Consider the following 16050-nt stretch of genomic DNA (forward strand, 5'->3'; position numbering starts at 1 on the left):
CGCATCGGCCGGCGCACCCGTGAGACGCGTAGAGAGAAGCGAGACCTGTGAGTGCTGCGACGACGCGAAGCCGTACCCCTGACCGCCTGTGCGCCGAGGCGGTAGACCTCGCCAGGTCGGCCGCCGAGGAGGCGGCCGCGCCAGGGGTCGTCGGGGAACACGTCTCGGTGATGGCGGAGGGCGACCGGGTCGTCACCCACTTGTTCGAGTGCAAGGAACCGGGCTACCGGGGCTGGCGCTGGGCGGTGACGGTCGCGCGCGCGTCCCGCGCGAAGATCGTCACCCTCGACGAGACGGTCCTGTTGCCGGGCCCGGACTCGCTGCGCGCGCCCGAGTGGGTGCCGTGGAGCGAGCGCCTGCGGCCGGGCGACATGGGGCCGGGGGACCTGCTCCCGACGGAGGCGGACGACCTCAGGCTGGAGCCGGGCTACACGGGCGCGGACGAGCCGCCGCCGAACGCGGCGCTGCCGGTGCTGGCGGAGACCGTTCCGGAGGCGGTACTGGAGCGGGAGCCGGAGCCGACGGCCGGAGCGGTGGCGGCCGGGGCGATCGAGGAGACGACCGGCGGCGCGGCCGGGGAGCCCCCCGCCGCCGCGCGCGGGGCGATCGCCTCCGTGGCCGAGGAACTCGGCATGCGGCGGGCGCGTGTGCTGTCGCGGTACGGCCTGCACGTGGCGGCGGACCGCTGGGACGAGTCGTTCGGCCCGAAGACCCCCATGGCACAGGCGGCCCCGGCGCCCTGCGTCTCCTGCGGCTTCCTGCTCCCGCTGGCGGGCTCGCTCAAGCAGGCGTTCGGCGTCTGCGCGAACGAGTTCTCCCCGGCGGACGGCCGGGTGGTCTCGCTCTCGTACGGCTGCGGCGGCCACTCGGAGGCCGCGGTCATGCCGAAGCCCCCGCGCCCCGCGCCGCCGGTGCTGGACTCGATGGCGGCGGACGAGTTCCCGCTGCGGCCGGCGGCGGACAGTGGATCGGTGTCGCCGGAGGCGGACGAGGAGTCGGAGGAACTGGGCCACTCGTAGTTTTTTGGGGCTCGGTTCGCCTCCGGGGCGCTTGCTGTATCCATCAGCGGCCTCCGGCCGCGGGCACTGTCGACGGTCGACCGTGCTCGGCTCCTCGTTCCTCGGAGCCTGCGCGCGCTCTCCGTTTCGACAGCGGCGCGCCCCTTCGGCTCACTCGCCGGCGGACGTGCCTGACCGGGACGTCACAGGCACCCCGGGCGGACGTGGCCACCCCGGACGTCACGGGTGGGTGGCGGGAGCCGGTCGTCCGGGGCCTGCGGCTCTACGGTGTCCGTGTCTTTCGGCAGGCGGGGCAGTCCTCCGGCCCGTCCGAGACCACCGGGTCGTGGCCCCCCGCCCCGGGCTGACCTCCACGGACTTGGTTCGCCGCCGCCCACTGGCGTGCTCGCTTCCACATCGACCGGGCCCCGGCCCACAGCGGCCTCGGCCAGGACCGCCCGGCCCTGGCCCGCGATCACGAGCCTCTTCTTCGCCGCGTCGTGGCAGGGCTTGCCGCGAAGGCGCTGCCATGCCTCTTGCCCGGATTCAAGCGCCTTCCGCAACGCACGACGCAAAAGGCCGACCGAGCGACCGAGCTCGCCGACCATGCTTCCCGTTCTTCGCGGAGGATTCCACGGACGTGCGCGGCTGGGACGCCACGGGCGCCCTGGGAGGGCCCGTACGAACTACGCGTCTCCGGCCGACGTGGCAAGGGGCTCCCGCGCTCCGGAGTACGGTGAAGTACCGGCCTCCTGGCGGAGGATGACGCGGAGGTCTGACCATGAGCGCGGCATTTGAATCGGGCATGGGTGACCGCGTCGCGGAGCTGAGACTGCGACGGGGCATGACGCGGGAGCGGTTGGCCGAGCGCGCCGGGCTCTCCGTCGACGTGGTGCGCAAGTTGGAACAGGGGCGGCGTAAGACGGCCCGGTTGTCCAGCATCAACGCCTTGGCCGCCGCACTGGACACCGAACCCAGTCATCTCGTCGGGCAGCCCAGTACCTTCGAGGCGGACGATGCGGCGAACGAGGGCTTGCCGTCCGTGCTCGCGCTGCGGCAAGCCGTGTCTCCGGTGACCGACCTGCTCGACGGCGAAACCGATCCCGAGGAACCCCCGAGCATCGAGGACCTGCGCGTCGCCCTCCAGTCGACCGAGACCGTCCGCCGTGAAGGCCGCATCGGCGAGATCGGAGTGTTGCTTCCTCCGTTGATCAGGGACGCGCGTGCGGCGGTCCACGTGTACACGGGCGCGGAAGGCGCGGCTGCCAACTCCGTGCTCGCGGTGGCCTACCAAGTGGCGGCAACGACACTGACCGCGCTGGGCAAGGAGGACGCGGCGTTCACGGCGATGGAGCGTTCACTCGCCGCGATCCGGCGGTGTGACGATCCGGACCTGGAGACGCTGGCCGCCTCGACCCTCGCGTGGGTGCTCACCAAGCAAGGGCGGTTGGCGGACGCCGAGCACGTGGCTCTTGCTCGGGCGGAACGGATCGAGCCGGGGTTCCGCTCGGAGCCCAAGGCGCTCGCGCTGTGGGGCGTGCTGCTGCTGCGGGCTGCGACGGCCGCTGTGCGGCAGGAGAAGCACGACACCGTGACGGAGCTGCTGAGACTGGCGAAGGGTGCTGCCGAAAGCATGGGGGAGGACCGTCTCGTCTACGCCACGCCGTTCGGCCCCACCAACGCGGGCGTCGCCCGGGTCAACTTCCTGGTGGAGATGGAGAAGAGCGACGAGGCCGTCCGCGCCGCACGCACCATCCCCGGACTGGGTTCGCTGCCGCCCACCTGGCGTGCCCGCTTCCACGTCGACCGGGCCCTGGCCTACAACGACCTCGGCAAGGACCGCCCGGCCGTGAACGCACTGCTGCTCGCGGAGGCGGACGCGCCCGAGTGGATGCGGTACCACTCCACGTCGCGTCGGCTGGTCGAGGAGCTACGAGGACGCGCGCCTCGTCGTGACACGGCGGTTCTGGGACTGGCCGACCGACTCGGTCTGATCGGGTAGGACGCGCCGTCCCAAGTGATCCGTGAACCGGGACCGAGTGGCACTGGCTCGGAGAGTTCGCGACTTCATAACGTGACGGTCATGTCGCAATCCGTATTCGTTGCCGCTAGGCGTCGCCATGGGCCCTGCCCGGACTCACGCGTATTCGGCACCCCACGACCCAGAAGGCGTCCGCCAGGCCCTCGGAGCGCCGCTCTGGCTACGAGGGGAGGCACACGGTGACCATGCTCCCGAAGCAGTACGAAAACCCTGGATGCCGGCCTCCGGAGGGGCCTCCGCCTCAGCTCATGCTGGTGAGCGCCCCGGAGTCCGTCCGGGCCGCTCGCGCCTACGCGCGTGAGTTCGTCGCGTACCGCTGGCCGGACCTGGGCACGGACCAGGCGGACACCGTCGAACTTGTCGTGTCGGAGCTGGTCACCAACGCCGTTCGGTACGGGACCGAGCCCGGTGACTCCGTACTCGTCGGGCTGAGCGGCACGGCCGCCCGCGTCCGTGTCGAGGTGCGGGCCCCCGTGCGGCGGCGGCCGTCGCTCAAACGCGTCTCGCGAGAACGGGAGCGGGGGCGTGGGCTGTTCATCGTCGACGCGCTGGCGGAGCGCTGGGGTGTGGTCGACCGGCCGTTCGGCAAGACCGTGTGGGCCGAGGTGGCGCGGTGACGGAGTGGCCTGCCGCACGTGTACGCGTCGTGGCACTCGGGCCGGGGCGCCATCGGGACGTCGTGCGGCGGGTCATCGACGTCGGCGGGGCGTTCGTGGGTGTCGCCGGTGTACGGATCCACCGGTCGTCATCGGCCCGCGCTGCCGGTCCTCGTCAGCGCGCTGTTCGCGCTTCCCTCGTTCGTGTCGACGCCCGTCGGCGGCCGACCGGTGGCCGGTTGCACGGTGTGCGACGGGAATACCGCTGTCCGGCGCGGCAGCCGGTTCCGCAGGTCTCCGCACCCCCCTCCGGGGCCGGGCCGCTGACCAGCCTGTCGGGGCGCCGTCGACCTGCCTGTGCGACCTGTCCGTACGACGGGCCCGTACGACCAACCCGTCGCACGGGTGACGGCCCCCGGCTCAGGTCACGAGGAGAGGTTCCGGTGGGCTCGGGCGTGCAGGGCGATGCCGGCCGACACGGAGACGTTGAGCGACTCGGCCATGGGGTTCATGGGGATCGACACCAGTTCGGTCGAGATGCCGGAGAACTCGTCCGAGGCGCCGGTCTTCTCGCTGCCGAACATGAGGACGAGCCGTTCGTCGATGCCGACGAGGTCGCCGATGGTGAGCGACCCGTCGATGTCGAAGGACACGAGCCGCATGTCGCCGCTCCCGAAGTGGCTGACCGCCTCGGCCCGCGACGCGAGGACGATCGGGAGGGAGAACACGTAGCCCCGGCTCGCCCTGACCAGGCGGCGGTCCGCGATGCTGACGAGATCGCTGTCCACGAGCACGATGCCCGCCGCCCCCAGAGCGAACGAGGTCCGCACGATGGCACCGATGTTGCCGACGATCTTCACGCCGTCGAGGAGAATGACGTCACCGGACCTGGCCGCCAGGTCCGCGAAACGGGACGGCTTCGGGACGCGGGCGATACCGAAGGCCTTGGGCTTCTTCTCCGTCCTGAAGATCTGGTTCGCGACGGAGGAGGCGATCAGACGGACCGGGAAACCGCGTTCCGCGCAGGCGGCGAGCAGTTCGCCCGGCAGGGGAGCCGTCTCCAGTCCGTAGACCTCGATGAACTCCACTCCTGCGCTGATGCTGTGCAGAAGAGGCTCGGCGTCCTCGATCAGTGCCGTCCGGACGACGGACCTCGAATGCTTCGTGACATCGATGATTCGCTGTACGGCGGGATCGGAGCGCTCGGTGATGACGTCAGGGCTGGCCACGCCGGAGATGCTACGCCCACCCCGTCCCCCACCGGACGGCGCGTCGCGGTACCTTCGGGCCGCACGTGCGGAGCGCGTACGAGCGGGGTGCGTACGAGCGGGGTGCGTACGAGCGGGGCACGTGCAAGAGCGGAGCGCGTACGCGACAGAGCGGGTACGCGCGGAGCAGGTTCCCGACAGGGCCGGTCACCACCGGGCGGACAGAGCGGAGTCACAGCGTGAGCGTCAGGACGACCGAAGGGGCCGACCCGTTCGGGACGGCTCGGCTGCGGCGAGGGGTGCTGGATGCGTGGGGGGCCGCGCCCGCGCGGTTCCGGGAGGACGCCAACGCCGAGGAGGACCTCGCGCTCGGCGGGTACCGGGACCGGCTCGTGGTCGAGCTCGCCCAGAACGCCGCCGACGCCGCCGCCCGCGCCAAGGTGCCCGGGCGGCTCCGGCTGACGCTCGGGCCCGGCGCGCCCGGCAGCCCCGCCGTGCTCGTGGCCGCCAACACCGGCGCGCCCCTCGACGCCGCCGGGGTCGAGTCCCTCAGCACGCTCCGCGCGTCGGCCAAGCGCGAGGGGGACGAGAGCGCCGTCGGCCGGTTCGGCGTCGGGTTCGCCGCCGTACTCGCCGTCAGTGACGAGCCCGCGGTCGTCGGCCGGCACGGCGGCGTCCGCTGGTCCCTCACCGAGGCCCGCGAAATGACCCGGCGGGCCGCCGGGGCCAGCCCCGGGCTCGACGACGAACTGCGCCGCCGCGACGGGCACGTACCCCTGCTGCGGCTGCCGCTGCCCGCCGAGGGCTCCGCGCCCGAGGGGTACGACACCGTCGTCATCCTGCCGCTGCGCGACGGCACGGCGACGGACCTGGTCGAGCGGCTGCTCGCGGGCATCGACGACGCCCTGCTGCTCACCCTCCCCGGCCTGGAAGAGGTCGTGGTCGAGACCGCGGACACGGTCCGCACCCTGCGCCGCACCGAGGACGGCCCGTACGTCCGTATCGAGGACAGCGCGGCGGACGCGCCCCGCCGCTGGCGGGTCGCCCGTCGCCACGGCACCACCGACCCCGCGCTCCTGAAGGACCGCCCCGTCGAGGAACGCCTCCGCCCCCACTGGGCCGTCACCTGGGCCGTCCCCGTGGACGCCGACGGCGCGCCCGCGCGCCCGCGCACCGCGCCCGTCGTCCACGCGCCCACCCCCACCGACGAGCCCCTCGGCGTGCCCGCCCTGCTGATCGCGTCGCTGCCGCTGGACACCACCCGGCGCCATCCCGCGCCCGGGCCGCTGACCGACTTCCTCCTCGGGCAGGCGGCCGAGGCGTACGCCGGACTCCTCGGCGGCTGGGAGCCCGTCTCCACCGCCACCATCGACCTGGTGCCGGGACCGCTCGGCAAGGGTGAGCTGGACGGCCGGCTGCGGGCGGCGGTGCTGGAGCGGCTGCCCCGGGTGGCGTTCCTCGCGCCCGCCGTGCCCACCGAGGAACTGACCGCGCTGCGCCCCTTCGAGGCCGAGGTGGTGGAGGGCGCGGGCGCCGACACCGTACGCGTCCTCGCGGAGGTGCTGCCCACGCTGCTGCCCGCCGGCTTCGAGCGCCGGGCCGAGCTGCGCACGCTCGGCGTCGGCCGGCTGCCGCTCGGCGAGGCGATCGAGCGGATCGCGGGCATCGAACGCCCGCCCGCCTGGTGGCGGCGGCTGTACGAGTCCCTCGCCGGCGTCGACCCCGACCGGCTGTCCGGGCTGCCGGTGCCGCTGGCCAGTGGCCGTACGACCATCGGACCGCGCCAGGTCCTGCTGCCCCTGCCGGACTCCGAGTCGTCCGCCGACCTCGCCCGGCTCGGCCTCAAGGTCGCCCACCCCGAGGCCGCGCACCCGCTGCTGGAGAAGCTGGGCGCCCTGCCCGCCACGCCCCGCGCCGTGCTGACCACTCCGCAGGTGCGGGCCGCGGTCGCCGCCTCGCTCGACGCGGACGAGAGGTGGGACGAGGGCGGCTACGGCGAGGACGCCTCCGCGCTCGACCCGGAGGAACTGGCCGAGACCGTTCTCGCGCTCGTACGGGACGCGGGCCTGGAGCCGGGCGACGAGCCGTGGCTGGGCGCGCTCGCGCTGACCGACGAGGACGGCGAGCGGGCCCCGGCCGGTGAACTCCTGCTGCCGGGCAGCGCGTTCGCCTCCGTCGTGCGCGAGGGTGAACTGGCGTACTGCGACGCCGAGCTGGCCGACCGCTGGGGCGAACAGCCGCTGGCCGCGTGCGGCGTCCTGGCGGACTTCACGCTCGTACGCGCCACCGATGTCGTCCTGGACCCCGACGAACTGGAGCCGCGCGACGGCGATTACGCCGAACCCGACGACGTCGGGCTGCTCGACGCGGTCGACGTCTGGTGCGAGGACGTGCTGGACCGGGTGGACGAGAGCCCCGTGCCGCCGGTCGCCACCGAGATCGTGGCCGTACGGGACCTGGACCTCGTGGACGACGACGCCTGGCCCCGCGCGCTGGCGCTGCTCGCGCGCCCGCCGCTGCGGGATGCGCTGACCCAGCCCGTGCGGATCCTGCTCCCCGACGGCACGACGCGGACCGTACGCCCGTACACCGCCTGGTGGCTGCGCGACCATCCGGTGCTCGACGGCCGGCGCCCGGCCGGACTGCGCGCCGAGGGCGGCGACCCGCTGCTGGCCGGGCTGTACGACTCCGTGGACGCGACCGGCTTCGACGACGCGCAGGTGCTGCGGGCGCTGGGCGTACGGACCTCGGTCGCGGCGCTGCTGGACGAGCCGGGCGGTGCGGCGGAGCTGCTGGGCCGGCTCGCCGACCCGGACCGGGCCGTGACCGAACGGCAGTTGCACGGGCTGTACACGGCGCTCGCCGATCTCGACCCCGAACAGGTCACCCTGCCCGACGAACTGCGCGCGGTGGTCGACGGCGAGGTACGGGTGGTGGACGCAGGCGAGGCGCTGATCGCGGACGCCCCGGACCTGCTGCCGCTGGCGGGCGGGCTGCCGCTGCTGCCCGTGTCGCCCTCGCGGGTGGCCGAGTTGGCGGAACTGCTCCAGGTGCGGCGGCTGAGCGAGGCGGTCCCCGCGGAGGTCACCTCGGACGGCGAGGAGCACACGGTCCCGGCCGCGGTCCACGCCCTGCTGGGCCCCGGCACGCCCGCCACGTACGTCGAGCACGAGGAACTGCTGGCGGGCGGTGTCGAGCTGGACTGGCGCCGCACCCCGGACGGCGTGCTGCACGCGGCGACGCTGGAGGGCGTGGCGGCGGGCCTGGCGTGGGCGGCGGGGCAGTGGCCCCGGCGCTTCGAGGTGGCGGCGCTGCTGGAGGACCCGTCGCGGACGGAGGAACTGGCGCGCAACCGCTGGTTCGACTGACGCGTGGTTCGACTGCTGTGTGGTTCCACTGCTGTGTGGTTCGACGGGTGGCCGGCCGCGGGTGGTTACCGGGTGACGGCGTCGCGCGGTGCCGTCCGGCCGCGGCCCCGTTCGGGTGATGTGCGGACGTGGCGTCGCTTCTGACGTCGCATCCGACGATCTTCGCAACATCTTCAGAAATGTGTACAACCATGCACGCGCCCCCCGGGTCTGGTCTGTCGAGTCAGCTGACTCGCAGACCAGACGGGTCCCGCCGCGCCCGCACACGCGGCTGCCGCACCGCGGGACCCCTTCTCCACTTGGGGAACACATGCGTATTCGCGCCACTGTCGCCGCTGTCTCCGGCGCCCTGGCCCTGTCCGCTCTCGTCGTGCCGGCCGCGCAGGCGGCCGACTCCCAGCGGGACCGCCCGGCCGACGCGCCGCGGTTCGGCTTCTCGGCCCAGGACCGGCCCGCCGCCCCGAAGGCGCGGGCGGAGGGGATCGCCGCTGCCAGGGCGAACACGGCCCCGACGATCAGCAAGGCCGTGGTGAACGGCGGCAAGCCCATCGTCATGGGCACCAAGGCCACCAAGAAGGTGACGATCTCGATCACCGCGTCCGACGACTCGGGCATCGCGGACGCCGCCACGATCCTGTGGATCGGCTCCAGCCTCGAGAACCCGGACGACAACACGTTCTGGTTCGACCAGAACGAGGACACCGCCACGTGCAAGGCGGCCAGTGCCACCACCTCCACCTGCACGCTGACCGTCACGGTCGACCCGGCCTGGCTGCTCAACAGCGACGCCACGTACTGGAAGGTCGGCGCCCTGGCCATCGCCAAGGACGGGGACTTCGTCCAGAAGGACGCGTACACCAAGATCCGCATGCAGCGGCTGTCCAAGCTGGACGTCAACGCCTCGCCGGAGCCGGTGAAGAAGAACGGCACCCTCACGGTCACCGGCAAGCTCTCCCGCGCCAACTGGGAGACGGGCACGTACAAGGGCTACGCGGGGCAGTCGGTGAAGCTCCAGTTCCGCAAGAAGAACAGCAACACGTACACCACCGTCAAGACGGTCAAGGGCTCCAGCACCGGCACCCTCAAGACGACCGTCAAGGCGTCGGTGGACGGCTACTGGCGCTGGAGCTTCGCCGGTACGGCCTCCACCCCGGCGGTCAACGCCACGGGTGACTTCGTCGACGTGAAGTGACCCGCCCGTCATGATTTTCGCGGTCCTGCGAGAGGGCCGCCGGCCTCCGGGCCCGGCATGACCTTCGCCCCCTGTCGAACGGATGACCTGGGGTGGTGTCACCGGGCCCGGAAGGTTCCCGGAGGCCGACAAGGCCGCACCCGCTGCGGCATCAGGCAGCGTGTGCCGCTCCGCCCGGAACCCGGAGCTCCGGCTCCGCCCGCAGCGCGGCGACGTCCGCCCCGCTCTCGGTCAGCACGCGCTCGATCTCCGCCGCGGTCTCCGCGTTCGTCCCGGTCTTGTCCAGCAGCGCGGCCAGCAGGTGGGTCGTGCCGACCGTGGGCGCGTTCTGAGCGGAGGCGGTGAACTGTGTGACGTGCAGGAGCCGGCGTTCGAAGTCGGCGGGGCCGCGGACCTCCGGGGGCTCCTCCGCCGCGACTCCGGTGGTGGGAAGCAGCACGCGGGCGACGGCATCCTGCCGTACACCGTGCCGGTGCAGGAGTTCCGCCCCCTGGTTCGCTCCCGTCAGCTTTTCGGGCAGCTCACGCCCCGCGACGGTCAACGACCGGTCCAGCGCCAGGATCCCCAGCAGCACATCGACGGGCTCCGTCTCCGGCGCCCCGCGCCGCACGGCCCCTCCGGGTTCTTCCGTCCGGGCGGGCAGCTTCATGTCGACGACGAGGCTGATCTCGATGACCTGGCCGGGGAAGGTCGGTTCGGTGACGCCGACGACCGTGCCGGCCGGGCGGTGGTCGCCGAAGTGGGCCAGGTTGCCCGTCGCCGTCGCCGCGGCGTTCCGCGGCAGGTTCACTCCGTACAGGGTCTGCGAGACGACCTGGTTCCGGGCGGCGCCGTAGTGGTCCAGGACCTGGTCCGTATTGGCGTGGGTCCGCTCCAGCCGGCCAACGGTGCTCGCCCTTCTGTGTCGCTCTCGTGCTCTCTTGTGGTTACTCGGAAACTGTAGGAGAGTGATGGTTGACCTGGAAGAACGCACTTTTCGGTGGCTGAGGAACCTTATGGTGACCAAACAACTGCTCAAGGGCCTGCCCGAGGACGCGGACCTGAGGCGCGCGGACTCCCTGGCGCGGGAGATCTTCTCGGACGTCGCCAACAAGTGGGCGTTCCTGATCATCGAGGCGCTCGGGGAGCGCACCCTGCGCTTCAGCGAGCTGCGGAACGAGGTCGAGGGCATCAGCCACAAGATGCTCACCCAGAACCTGCGCATGCTGGAGCACAACGGCCTGGTCGACCGGACGGTGCACCCCACCGTGCCGCCGCGGGTCGAGTACACCCTCACCGAGCCGGGCCGGGGCCTGCGCGCCACGGTCGACGCCATGTGCGGCTGGACCCACCAGTACCTCGGTCACATCGAGGAAGCACGCCGCCGCTCCGGCACCTGACGGCCGCTCCGGCACCTGACGGCCGCGCCGTCGGTCCGCCTCTCCGGCTGCCCGTCGGTCCGCCTCTCCGGCGGCTCGTCCGCCTGACCGCCTACGCCGGCGCCCTCCGCCCCACCCACCGCCAGACGTACTCCAGCCCCGCCGAGGCCACCACCGCGATCGCCACCGCCGCCCAGGGCATCGTCGTCCCGACCAGCTTGAGCGCGAAGAAGTGCTGGAGCGCCGGCACACCCAGCACCACCAGGAACGCCACGCCCATCGCGGCCACCAGCCCGACCCGCCACCAGGTGTACGGCCGGGCCACGATCGCCAGGACCCACATCGAGACCAGGAACAGGGTGAGCGTCGCCACGCTGGTCTCCGCGTCGAGCGCGTCAGGACCGCTGTAGTGGGAGCGCGCCAGCAGATAGGTGACGAAGGTCGCGGTGCCCGCGATGATCCCCGCGGGCACCGCGTAACGCATCACCCGGCGCACGAAATGCGGCTGCGCGCGTTCCTTGTTCGGGGCCAGCGCCAGGAAGAACGCGGGGATGCCGATCGTCAGCGTCGACAGCAGCGTCAGGTGCCGGGGCAGGAACGGGTACTCCACCTGGAAGCACGCCACCAGGATCGCCAGCAGGACCGAGTAGACGGTCTTCGTCAGGAACAGCGTCGCCACGCGCGTGATGTTGCCGATCACCCGGCGGCCCTCCGCCACCACCGAGGGCAGCGTCGCGAAGCTGTTGTTCAGCAGCACGATCTGCGCCACCGCCCGGGTCGCCTCCGAACCCGAGCCCATCGCCACCCCGATGTCCGCGTCCTTGAGCGCCAGGACGTCATTGACCCCGTCCCCGGTCATGGCGACCGTGTGCCCGCGTGACTGCAGTATGCCGACCATGTCGCGCTTCTGCCGCGGCGTGACCCGGCCGAAGACCGTGCCCGCCTCGATGGCCTCGCCCAGCTCCTCCCGCCCGGCGGGCAGGCGCCGGGCGTCGACCGTGCGCTCGGCGCCGGGGAGGCCGAGCTTGGCGGAGACAGCGCCCACCGAGACCGGGTTGTCGCCGGAGATGACCTTGGCGGCGACCTGTTGCCGGTCGAAGTACGCGAGGGTGTCGGAGGCGTCGGGGCGCAGCCGCTGCTCCAGGACGACCAGGGCCGTCGGCCGCGCACCCGCCGCCACCCCGGGCGCGGCCAGGTCCCTTGCCGCCACCCCGGCCGCCGCCGGGTCCCCGGCGGCGGCCGCGAGCAGCAGGACGCGCAGGCCCTGGGCGTTCAGCTCGTCCAGTTCCCGCAGGACCGGGTCGCCGTCCGGCAGCAGTACGTCCGGCGCGCCCAGCAGCCAGCGCGTGGGCGGCGCGCCCTCGGCCTCCTCGAAGGCCGCGCCGCTGTACTTCCGCGCGGAGGAGAAGGGCAGCGTGGCCGCCACCGGCCAGCGCGCGCGGTCGTCTCCGTACGCGTCGAGGACGGCCTGGAGGCTGGCGTTGGGACGCGGGTCCGACGCTCCGATCGCGCCGAGGACCCCGCGTACGTACGTCTCGTCCGCGCCGCCCAGCGGGCGCAGCTCCCGGACGTCCATGCCGGCCTCGGTGAGCGTGCCCGTCTTGTCGAGACAGACGACGTCGACGCGCGCGAGCCCTTCGATGGCGGGCAGCTCCTGCACGAGGCACTGCTTGCCGCCGAGCCGGATGACGCCGATGGCGAACGCCACGGACGTCAGCAGCACCAGCCCCTCGGGGACCATCGGGACGATGCCGCCGATGGTCCTGGCGATCGAGCTCTTGACGTCGGTCTGCTTGACGACGAGCTGGCTGACGATGAGCCCGAGCGCCGTCGGGACCATCATCCAGGTCACGTACTTGAGGATCGTGCTGATGCCGCCCCGCAGCTCGGAGCCCACCAGCGTGAAGCGCGACGCCTCCTCGGCGAGCTGCGCGGCGTACGCGTCGCGCCCGACCTTCGTGGCCCGGAACGAGCCGCTGCCCACGACCACGAAACTGCCCGACATCACCGGATCGCCCGGCCGCTTGACCACCGGGTCCGCCTCGCCGGTCAGCAGCGACTCGTCCACCTCGATGCCGTCGGCCTCCACCAGCTCGCCGTCGACCACCACCTTGTCGCCGGGGCCCAGCTCGATGAGGTCCCCCAGGACGATGCCGGAGGTGGGGACCGCGGTGGCGGCACCGTCCCGCCGCACGACCGGTCTCGCCTCGCCGATCACCGCGAGGGAGTCGAGCGTCTTCTTGGCGCGCAGCTCCTGGACGATGCCGATTCCGGTGTTCGCGATGATGACGAAGCCGAAGAGGGTGTCCTGGAAGGGCGCGACGAAGAACGTGATCACCCAGAGCACACCGATGATCGCGTTGAAGCGGGTGAAGACGTTGGCGCGGGCGATCTCACGGGCCGACCGGCTGCTGCGTACGGGAACGTCGTTGACCTCCCCGCGCGCGACCCGCTCGGCCACCTCTGCGGCGGTCAGCCCGGCGGTCAGCCCGGCGGGCCGGCCGGCGGGCGGCGGGAGTTCGACCGGGTGTACGGGGTCGAGCTCGGCGCCGGCGTCGATGAGGGGGCCGCGACGGGCCGGTCCGGACGGCCCGGGCGGGGGGACGGGGCCGGCGGGATCGGTGGCGTCGCCGGGGCCGGTGGCGCCGCCGGGTCCGCCGTGCGAGCCACGGCCGTGCGGCCCAGAACCGTACGGCTCCGGACCGTCACCGTCGGTCTTCGCCCGCTGCGTCATGGTTTCGACGGTACGGCCGGGGCCGGGGGTTCACCCGCCGAGCGGCCCGAAGATCAGACCTGGGTACGAGCGGATACGGGAAGGATCGTCCTGTGGCACTACGCGGTCGGGGCCGGCGGCGGCTCTATGCGGTCCCGGACGGCGGCGGCGCTGCGCGGGTCGGGGACGGCGGTTCAGCTCTTCGCCGGGTCGTCGTTGTTGGCGCCGTTGACGGACTCCTCGGCGTGGCGGCCCGCCTCCGCCTTCTCCGCCGCGGCCGTCGACGCACGCTTGATCGCCGCGTCCCGGCCCCGTACGTACCAGACGCCGATGAGCCCGAGCCCGCCACCGGCCAGGCAGGTCCAGATCCACCAGGCGTGACCGTGCTCGCTGTACCAGCCGTAGAACGGCAGCTGTACCAGGAAGAGGACGAACCAGATGATCGTGCCGCCCGTGACGGTGCCGACGACCGGACCTTCCAGAGGCTCGGGCGCCTCGTGCCGCGGGGGTGACATCAGTGAACCGGTCATGGCAGCAGTCTATGTGGGGGGCGATACGCGCCGGAGGACGGTGGGCGGGCCGGTCGCCGCATGGGTCTACGCGCGGAGATAGCGATCTTTGTCCTATGTGTTCATACTGAAACGGTTTCTTGCTGACCGGTTTTGTTCGTCTGAATATCCAATGGACATCGGATGGACCGGATGGACCCGGGACGGACTCGGATGGGCATCGAAGTCTGATCGAGTCTTGCAGTCGCCCGGCAGGTGACAGCACAGTCGTGACAGCGCGGTCATGACGGCGCGGTCATGACAGCCGGGTCACGACCGCGCGCGGTCACGCGTCGCGCAGTGCATCACAAGACGACACCCGCCCCCCGCCGGCATCCCCATGTCCCCGCATCACGACTGAGGTCCCGCATGCCACCCTCGGCCACCGCTCCGGTCGGTCCCGACGCCCCGCAGCCGACTCCCGGGCAGCCGTACGGCGCCCTGGACCGCTTCTTCAAGATCTCGGAGCGAGGCTCCACGTTCGCCCGTGAGGTGCGCGGCGGATTCGCCACCTTCTTTGCGATGGCGTACATCATCGTGCTGAACCCGATCATCCTCGGAAGCGCGAAGGACATGTACGGTCACCAGCTCGACAACGGTCAACTGGTCACCGCGACCGTGCTCACCGCCGCCTTCTCCACGCTGCTGATGGGTGTCATCGGCAATGTGCCGATCGCCCTGGCCGCCGGGCTCGGGGTGAACACGATCGTGGCCCTCCAGCTGGCTCCCCGGATGAGCTGGCCGGACGCCATGGGCATGGTCTTCCTGGCCGGGATCGTGGTGATGCTGCTGGTGGCGACCGGGCTGCGCGAGCGCGTGATGAGTGCCGTGCCGGGCGGGCTGCGCAAGGGCATCGCGATCGGTATCGGCCTCTTCATCATGCTGATCGGCCTCGTCGACTCCGGGTTCGTCTCCCGGATCCCCGATGTCGCGCAGACCACCGTGCCGCTCCAGCTCGGTCTGGGCGGTCATCTGAACGGCTGGCCGATCCTCGTGTTCGTCCTCGGCTCGTTGCTCACCCTCGCGCTGATCGTCCGCAAGGTGCCGGGCGCGATCCTGATCTCGATCGTCGCGATGACGATCGTGGCGATGGTCATCGACGCGGTCGCGAAGGTGCCGAGCTGGGGCCTGACCACACCGAAGTGGCCGGGCAACCCGGTCTCCGCCCCCGACTTCGGGCTGTTCCTCCACCTGAGCCCCTTCGGCGGGTTCGAGAAGGTCGGGGTCCTGACGGGGGTGCTCTTCGTCTTCACCGTGCTGCTGTCGTGCTTCTTCGACGCGATGGGCACGATCCTCGGCGTCGGCGACGAGGCCAAGCTGATGGACGAGCGGGGTAATTTGCCGGGGATCAACAGGGTCCTGTTCGTCGACGGCATAGCGGTCGCGGCGGGCGGCGCGGGGTCGGCCTCGGCCAACACCTGCTTCGTGGAGTCCACGGCCGGCGTCGGCGAGGGCGCCAGAACGGGCCTGGCGTCCGTGGTGACGGGCGCGCTGTTCTCGCTGGCGCTGTTCCTCACGCCGCTGGCGACGATGGTCCCGTCCCAGGCGGCCACCCCGGCGCTGCTCGCGGTCGGCTTCCTGATCCTGGCCGGTTCCGTACGGGAGATCGACTGGAGCGACTTCACCATCGCGGTCCCGGCGTTCCTGGCGATGGTCATGATGCCGTTCACGTACTCGATCACCAACGGCATCGGCATCGGCTTCATCAGCTTCAGCGTGCTGCGGCTGGCAGCCGGGCGCGGGCGCGAGGTTCCGCCCGCGATGTACGCGGTGTCCGCGGTCTTCGTCTTCTACTACGCGATGCCGGCCCTCGGCCTGACGTAGCGGCGCGGCGGGTCCGACGCGGCGGGTCCGACCGGCGTGGCGGGCCCGACCGACGCGGGGGAGCCGAGGCCGGGCGCGTGGGCGCCGGCCTCGGCTCCTTTTCTCTTTCCCATGGCCCCGAGGGGAGTCTCCTCACTCCTACGGGTGATTCGCGTGACGGGATTTCCGGTACGTCGCGGGGGAGCGCGAGCGGCGGGAGAAGGC

10 protein-coding genes and 1 pseudogene are annotated in these 16050 nt (G+C 72.2%); 7 read left to right on the plus strand and 4 right to left on the minus strand.

The window, feature by feature from the left end; all coding sequences use genetic code 11:
- Positions 1 to 47 precede the first annotated feature (47 nt).
- The 3 genes from ACU6P3_RS19060 (at position 48) to ACU6P3_RS19070 (ending at position 3656) form a co-directional block, all read left to right on the plus strand.
- Complete coding sequence (locus tag ACU6P3_RS19060; RefSeq protein ID WP_447193350.1) at positions 48 to 1019, plus strand: DUF3027 domain-containing protein; 972 nt, start codon at positions 48 to 50, stop codon at positions 1017 to 1019.
- A gap of 760 nt (positions 1020 to 1779) precedes the next feature.
- Entirely contained in the window at positions 1780 to 3000 is a 1221-nt protein-coding gene (locus tag ACU6P3_RS19065; RefSeq protein ID WP_447193351.1) for a helix-turn-helix domain-containing protein, read from the plus strand.
- Positions 3001 to 3287: 287 nt separating this feature from the next.
- Complete coding sequence (locus tag ACU6P3_RS19070) at positions 3288 to 3656, plus strand: ATP-binding protein (RefSeq protein ID WP_447193352.1); 369 nt, start codon at positions 3288 to 3290, stop codon at positions 3654 to 3656.
- A gap of 404 nt (positions 3657 to 4060) precedes the next feature.
- Here the strand turns inward: ACU6P3_RS19070 and nshR are convergent, their stop codons facing one another.
- The gene (gene nshR, locus ACU6P3_RS19075) at positions 4061 to 4864 is read right to left on the minus strand and encodes an NshR/TsnR family 23S rRNA methyltransferase (protein ID WP_447193353.1); all 804 of its coding nucleotides are present in this window, start codon (positions 4862 to 4864) and stop codon (positions 4061 to 4063) included.
- Positions 4865 to 5082: 218 nt separating this feature from the next.
- Here nshR and ACU6P3_RS19080 point away from each other — a divergent pair, with 218 nt between their 5' ends.
- Both ACU6P3_RS19080 and ACU6P3_RS19085 read left to right on the plus strand, forming a co-directional pair.
- Positions 5083 to 8211, plus strand: a complete 3129-nt coding sequence (locus ACU6P3_RS19080; RefSeq protein ID WP_447193354.1) for a sacsin N-terminal ATP-binding-like domain-containing protein — start codon at positions 5083 to 5085, stop codon at positions 8209 to 8211.
- A 310-nt stretch (positions 8212 to 8521) separates the two neighbouring features.
- The gene (locus ACU6P3_RS19085; protein WP_447193355.1) at positions 8522 to 9403 is read left to right on the plus strand and encodes a DUF5707 domain-containing protein; all 882 of its coding nucleotides are present in this window, start codon (positions 8522 to 8524) and stop codon (positions 9401 to 9403) included.
- 634 nt (positions 9404 to 10037) lie between these two features.
- Here ACU6P3_RS19085 and ACU6P3_RS19090 read toward each other — a convergent pair.
- Positions 10038 to 10283 (minus strand): annotated as a pseudogene (locus ACU6P3_RS19090) (RidA family protein); the annotation flags it as partial.
- 115 nt (positions 10284 to 10398) lie between these two features.
- Here ACU6P3_RS19090 and ACU6P3_RS19095 point away from each other — a divergent pair.
- Positions 10399 to 10782 carry a winged helix-turn-helix transcriptional regulator gene (locus ACU6P3_RS19095; protein ID WP_344279442.1) on the plus strand — a complete coding sequence of 128 codons (384 nt, stop codon included), beginning with the start codon at positions 10399 to 10401 and terminating at the stop codon, positions 10780 to 10782.
- Between the two features lie 91 nt (positions 10783 to 10873).
- Here ACU6P3_RS19095 and ACU6P3_RS19100 read toward each other — a convergent pair whose 3' ends face one another.
- Both ACU6P3_RS19100 and ACU6P3_RS19105 read right to left on the minus strand, forming a co-directional pair.
- Positions 10874 to 13495, minus strand: a complete 2622-nt coding sequence (locus tag ACU6P3_RS19100; RefSeq protein ID WP_447193356.1) for an HAD-IC family P-type ATPase — start codon at positions 13493 to 13495, stop codon at positions 10874 to 10876.
- 173 nt (positions 13496 to 13668) lie between these two features.
- Positions 13669 to 14004 carry a DUF2530 domain-containing protein gene (locus tag ACU6P3_RS19105; protein WP_447193357.1) on the minus strand — a complete coding sequence of 112 codons (336 nt, stop codon included), beginning with the start codon at positions 14002 to 14004 and terminating at the stop codon, positions 13669 to 13671.
- A 387-nt stretch (positions 14005 to 14391) separates the two neighbouring features.
- On the opposite strand from ACU6P3_RS19105, the gene ACU6P3_RS19110 reads away from it, so the two are divergent.
- A complete protein-coding gene (locus ACU6P3_RS19110) occupies positions 14392 to 15846 on the plus strand; it encodes an NCS2 family permease (protein ID WP_344279433.1) in 1455 nt (484 codons plus the stop codon).
- Positions 15847 to 16050: the final 204 nt, after the last annotated feature.

This window comes from Streptomyces hebeiensis, assembly GCF_052983195.1.

What these genes read in the sequence shown, in the direction of transcription:
- ACU6P3_RS19100 (WP_447193356.1), bottom strand. Translation starts at nt 13,495, where the DNA reads ATGACGCAGCGGGCGAAGACCGACGGTGACGGTCCGGAGCCGTACGGT.
- ACU6P3_RS19065 (WP_447193351.1), top strand. Translation starts at nt 1,780, where the DNA reads ATGAGCGCGGCATTTGAATCGGGCATGGGTGACCGCGTCGCGGAGCTG.
- ACU6P3_RS19095 (WP_344279442.1), top strand. Translation starts at nt 10,399, where the DNA reads ATGGTGACCAAACAACTGCTCAAGGGCCTGCCCGAGGACGCGGACCTG.
- ACU6P3_RS19070 (WP_447193352.1), top strand. Translation starts at nt 3,288, where the DNA reads ATGCTGGTGAGCGCCCCGGAGTCCGTCCGGGCCGCTCGCGCCTACGCG.
- ACU6P3_RS19105 (WP_447193357.1), bottom strand. Translation starts at nt 14,004, where the DNA reads ATGACCGGTTCACTGATGTCACCCCCGCGGCACGAGGCGCCCGAGCCT.
- ACU6P3_RS19110 (WP_344279433.1), top strand. Translation starts at nt 14,392, where the DNA reads ATGCCACCCTCGGCCACCGCTCCGGTCGGTCCCGACGCCCCGCAGCCG.
- ACU6P3_RS19085 (WP_447193355.1), top strand. Translation starts at nt 8,522, where the DNA reads ATGCGTATTCGCGCCACTGTCGCCGCTGTCTCCGGCGCCCTGGCCCTG.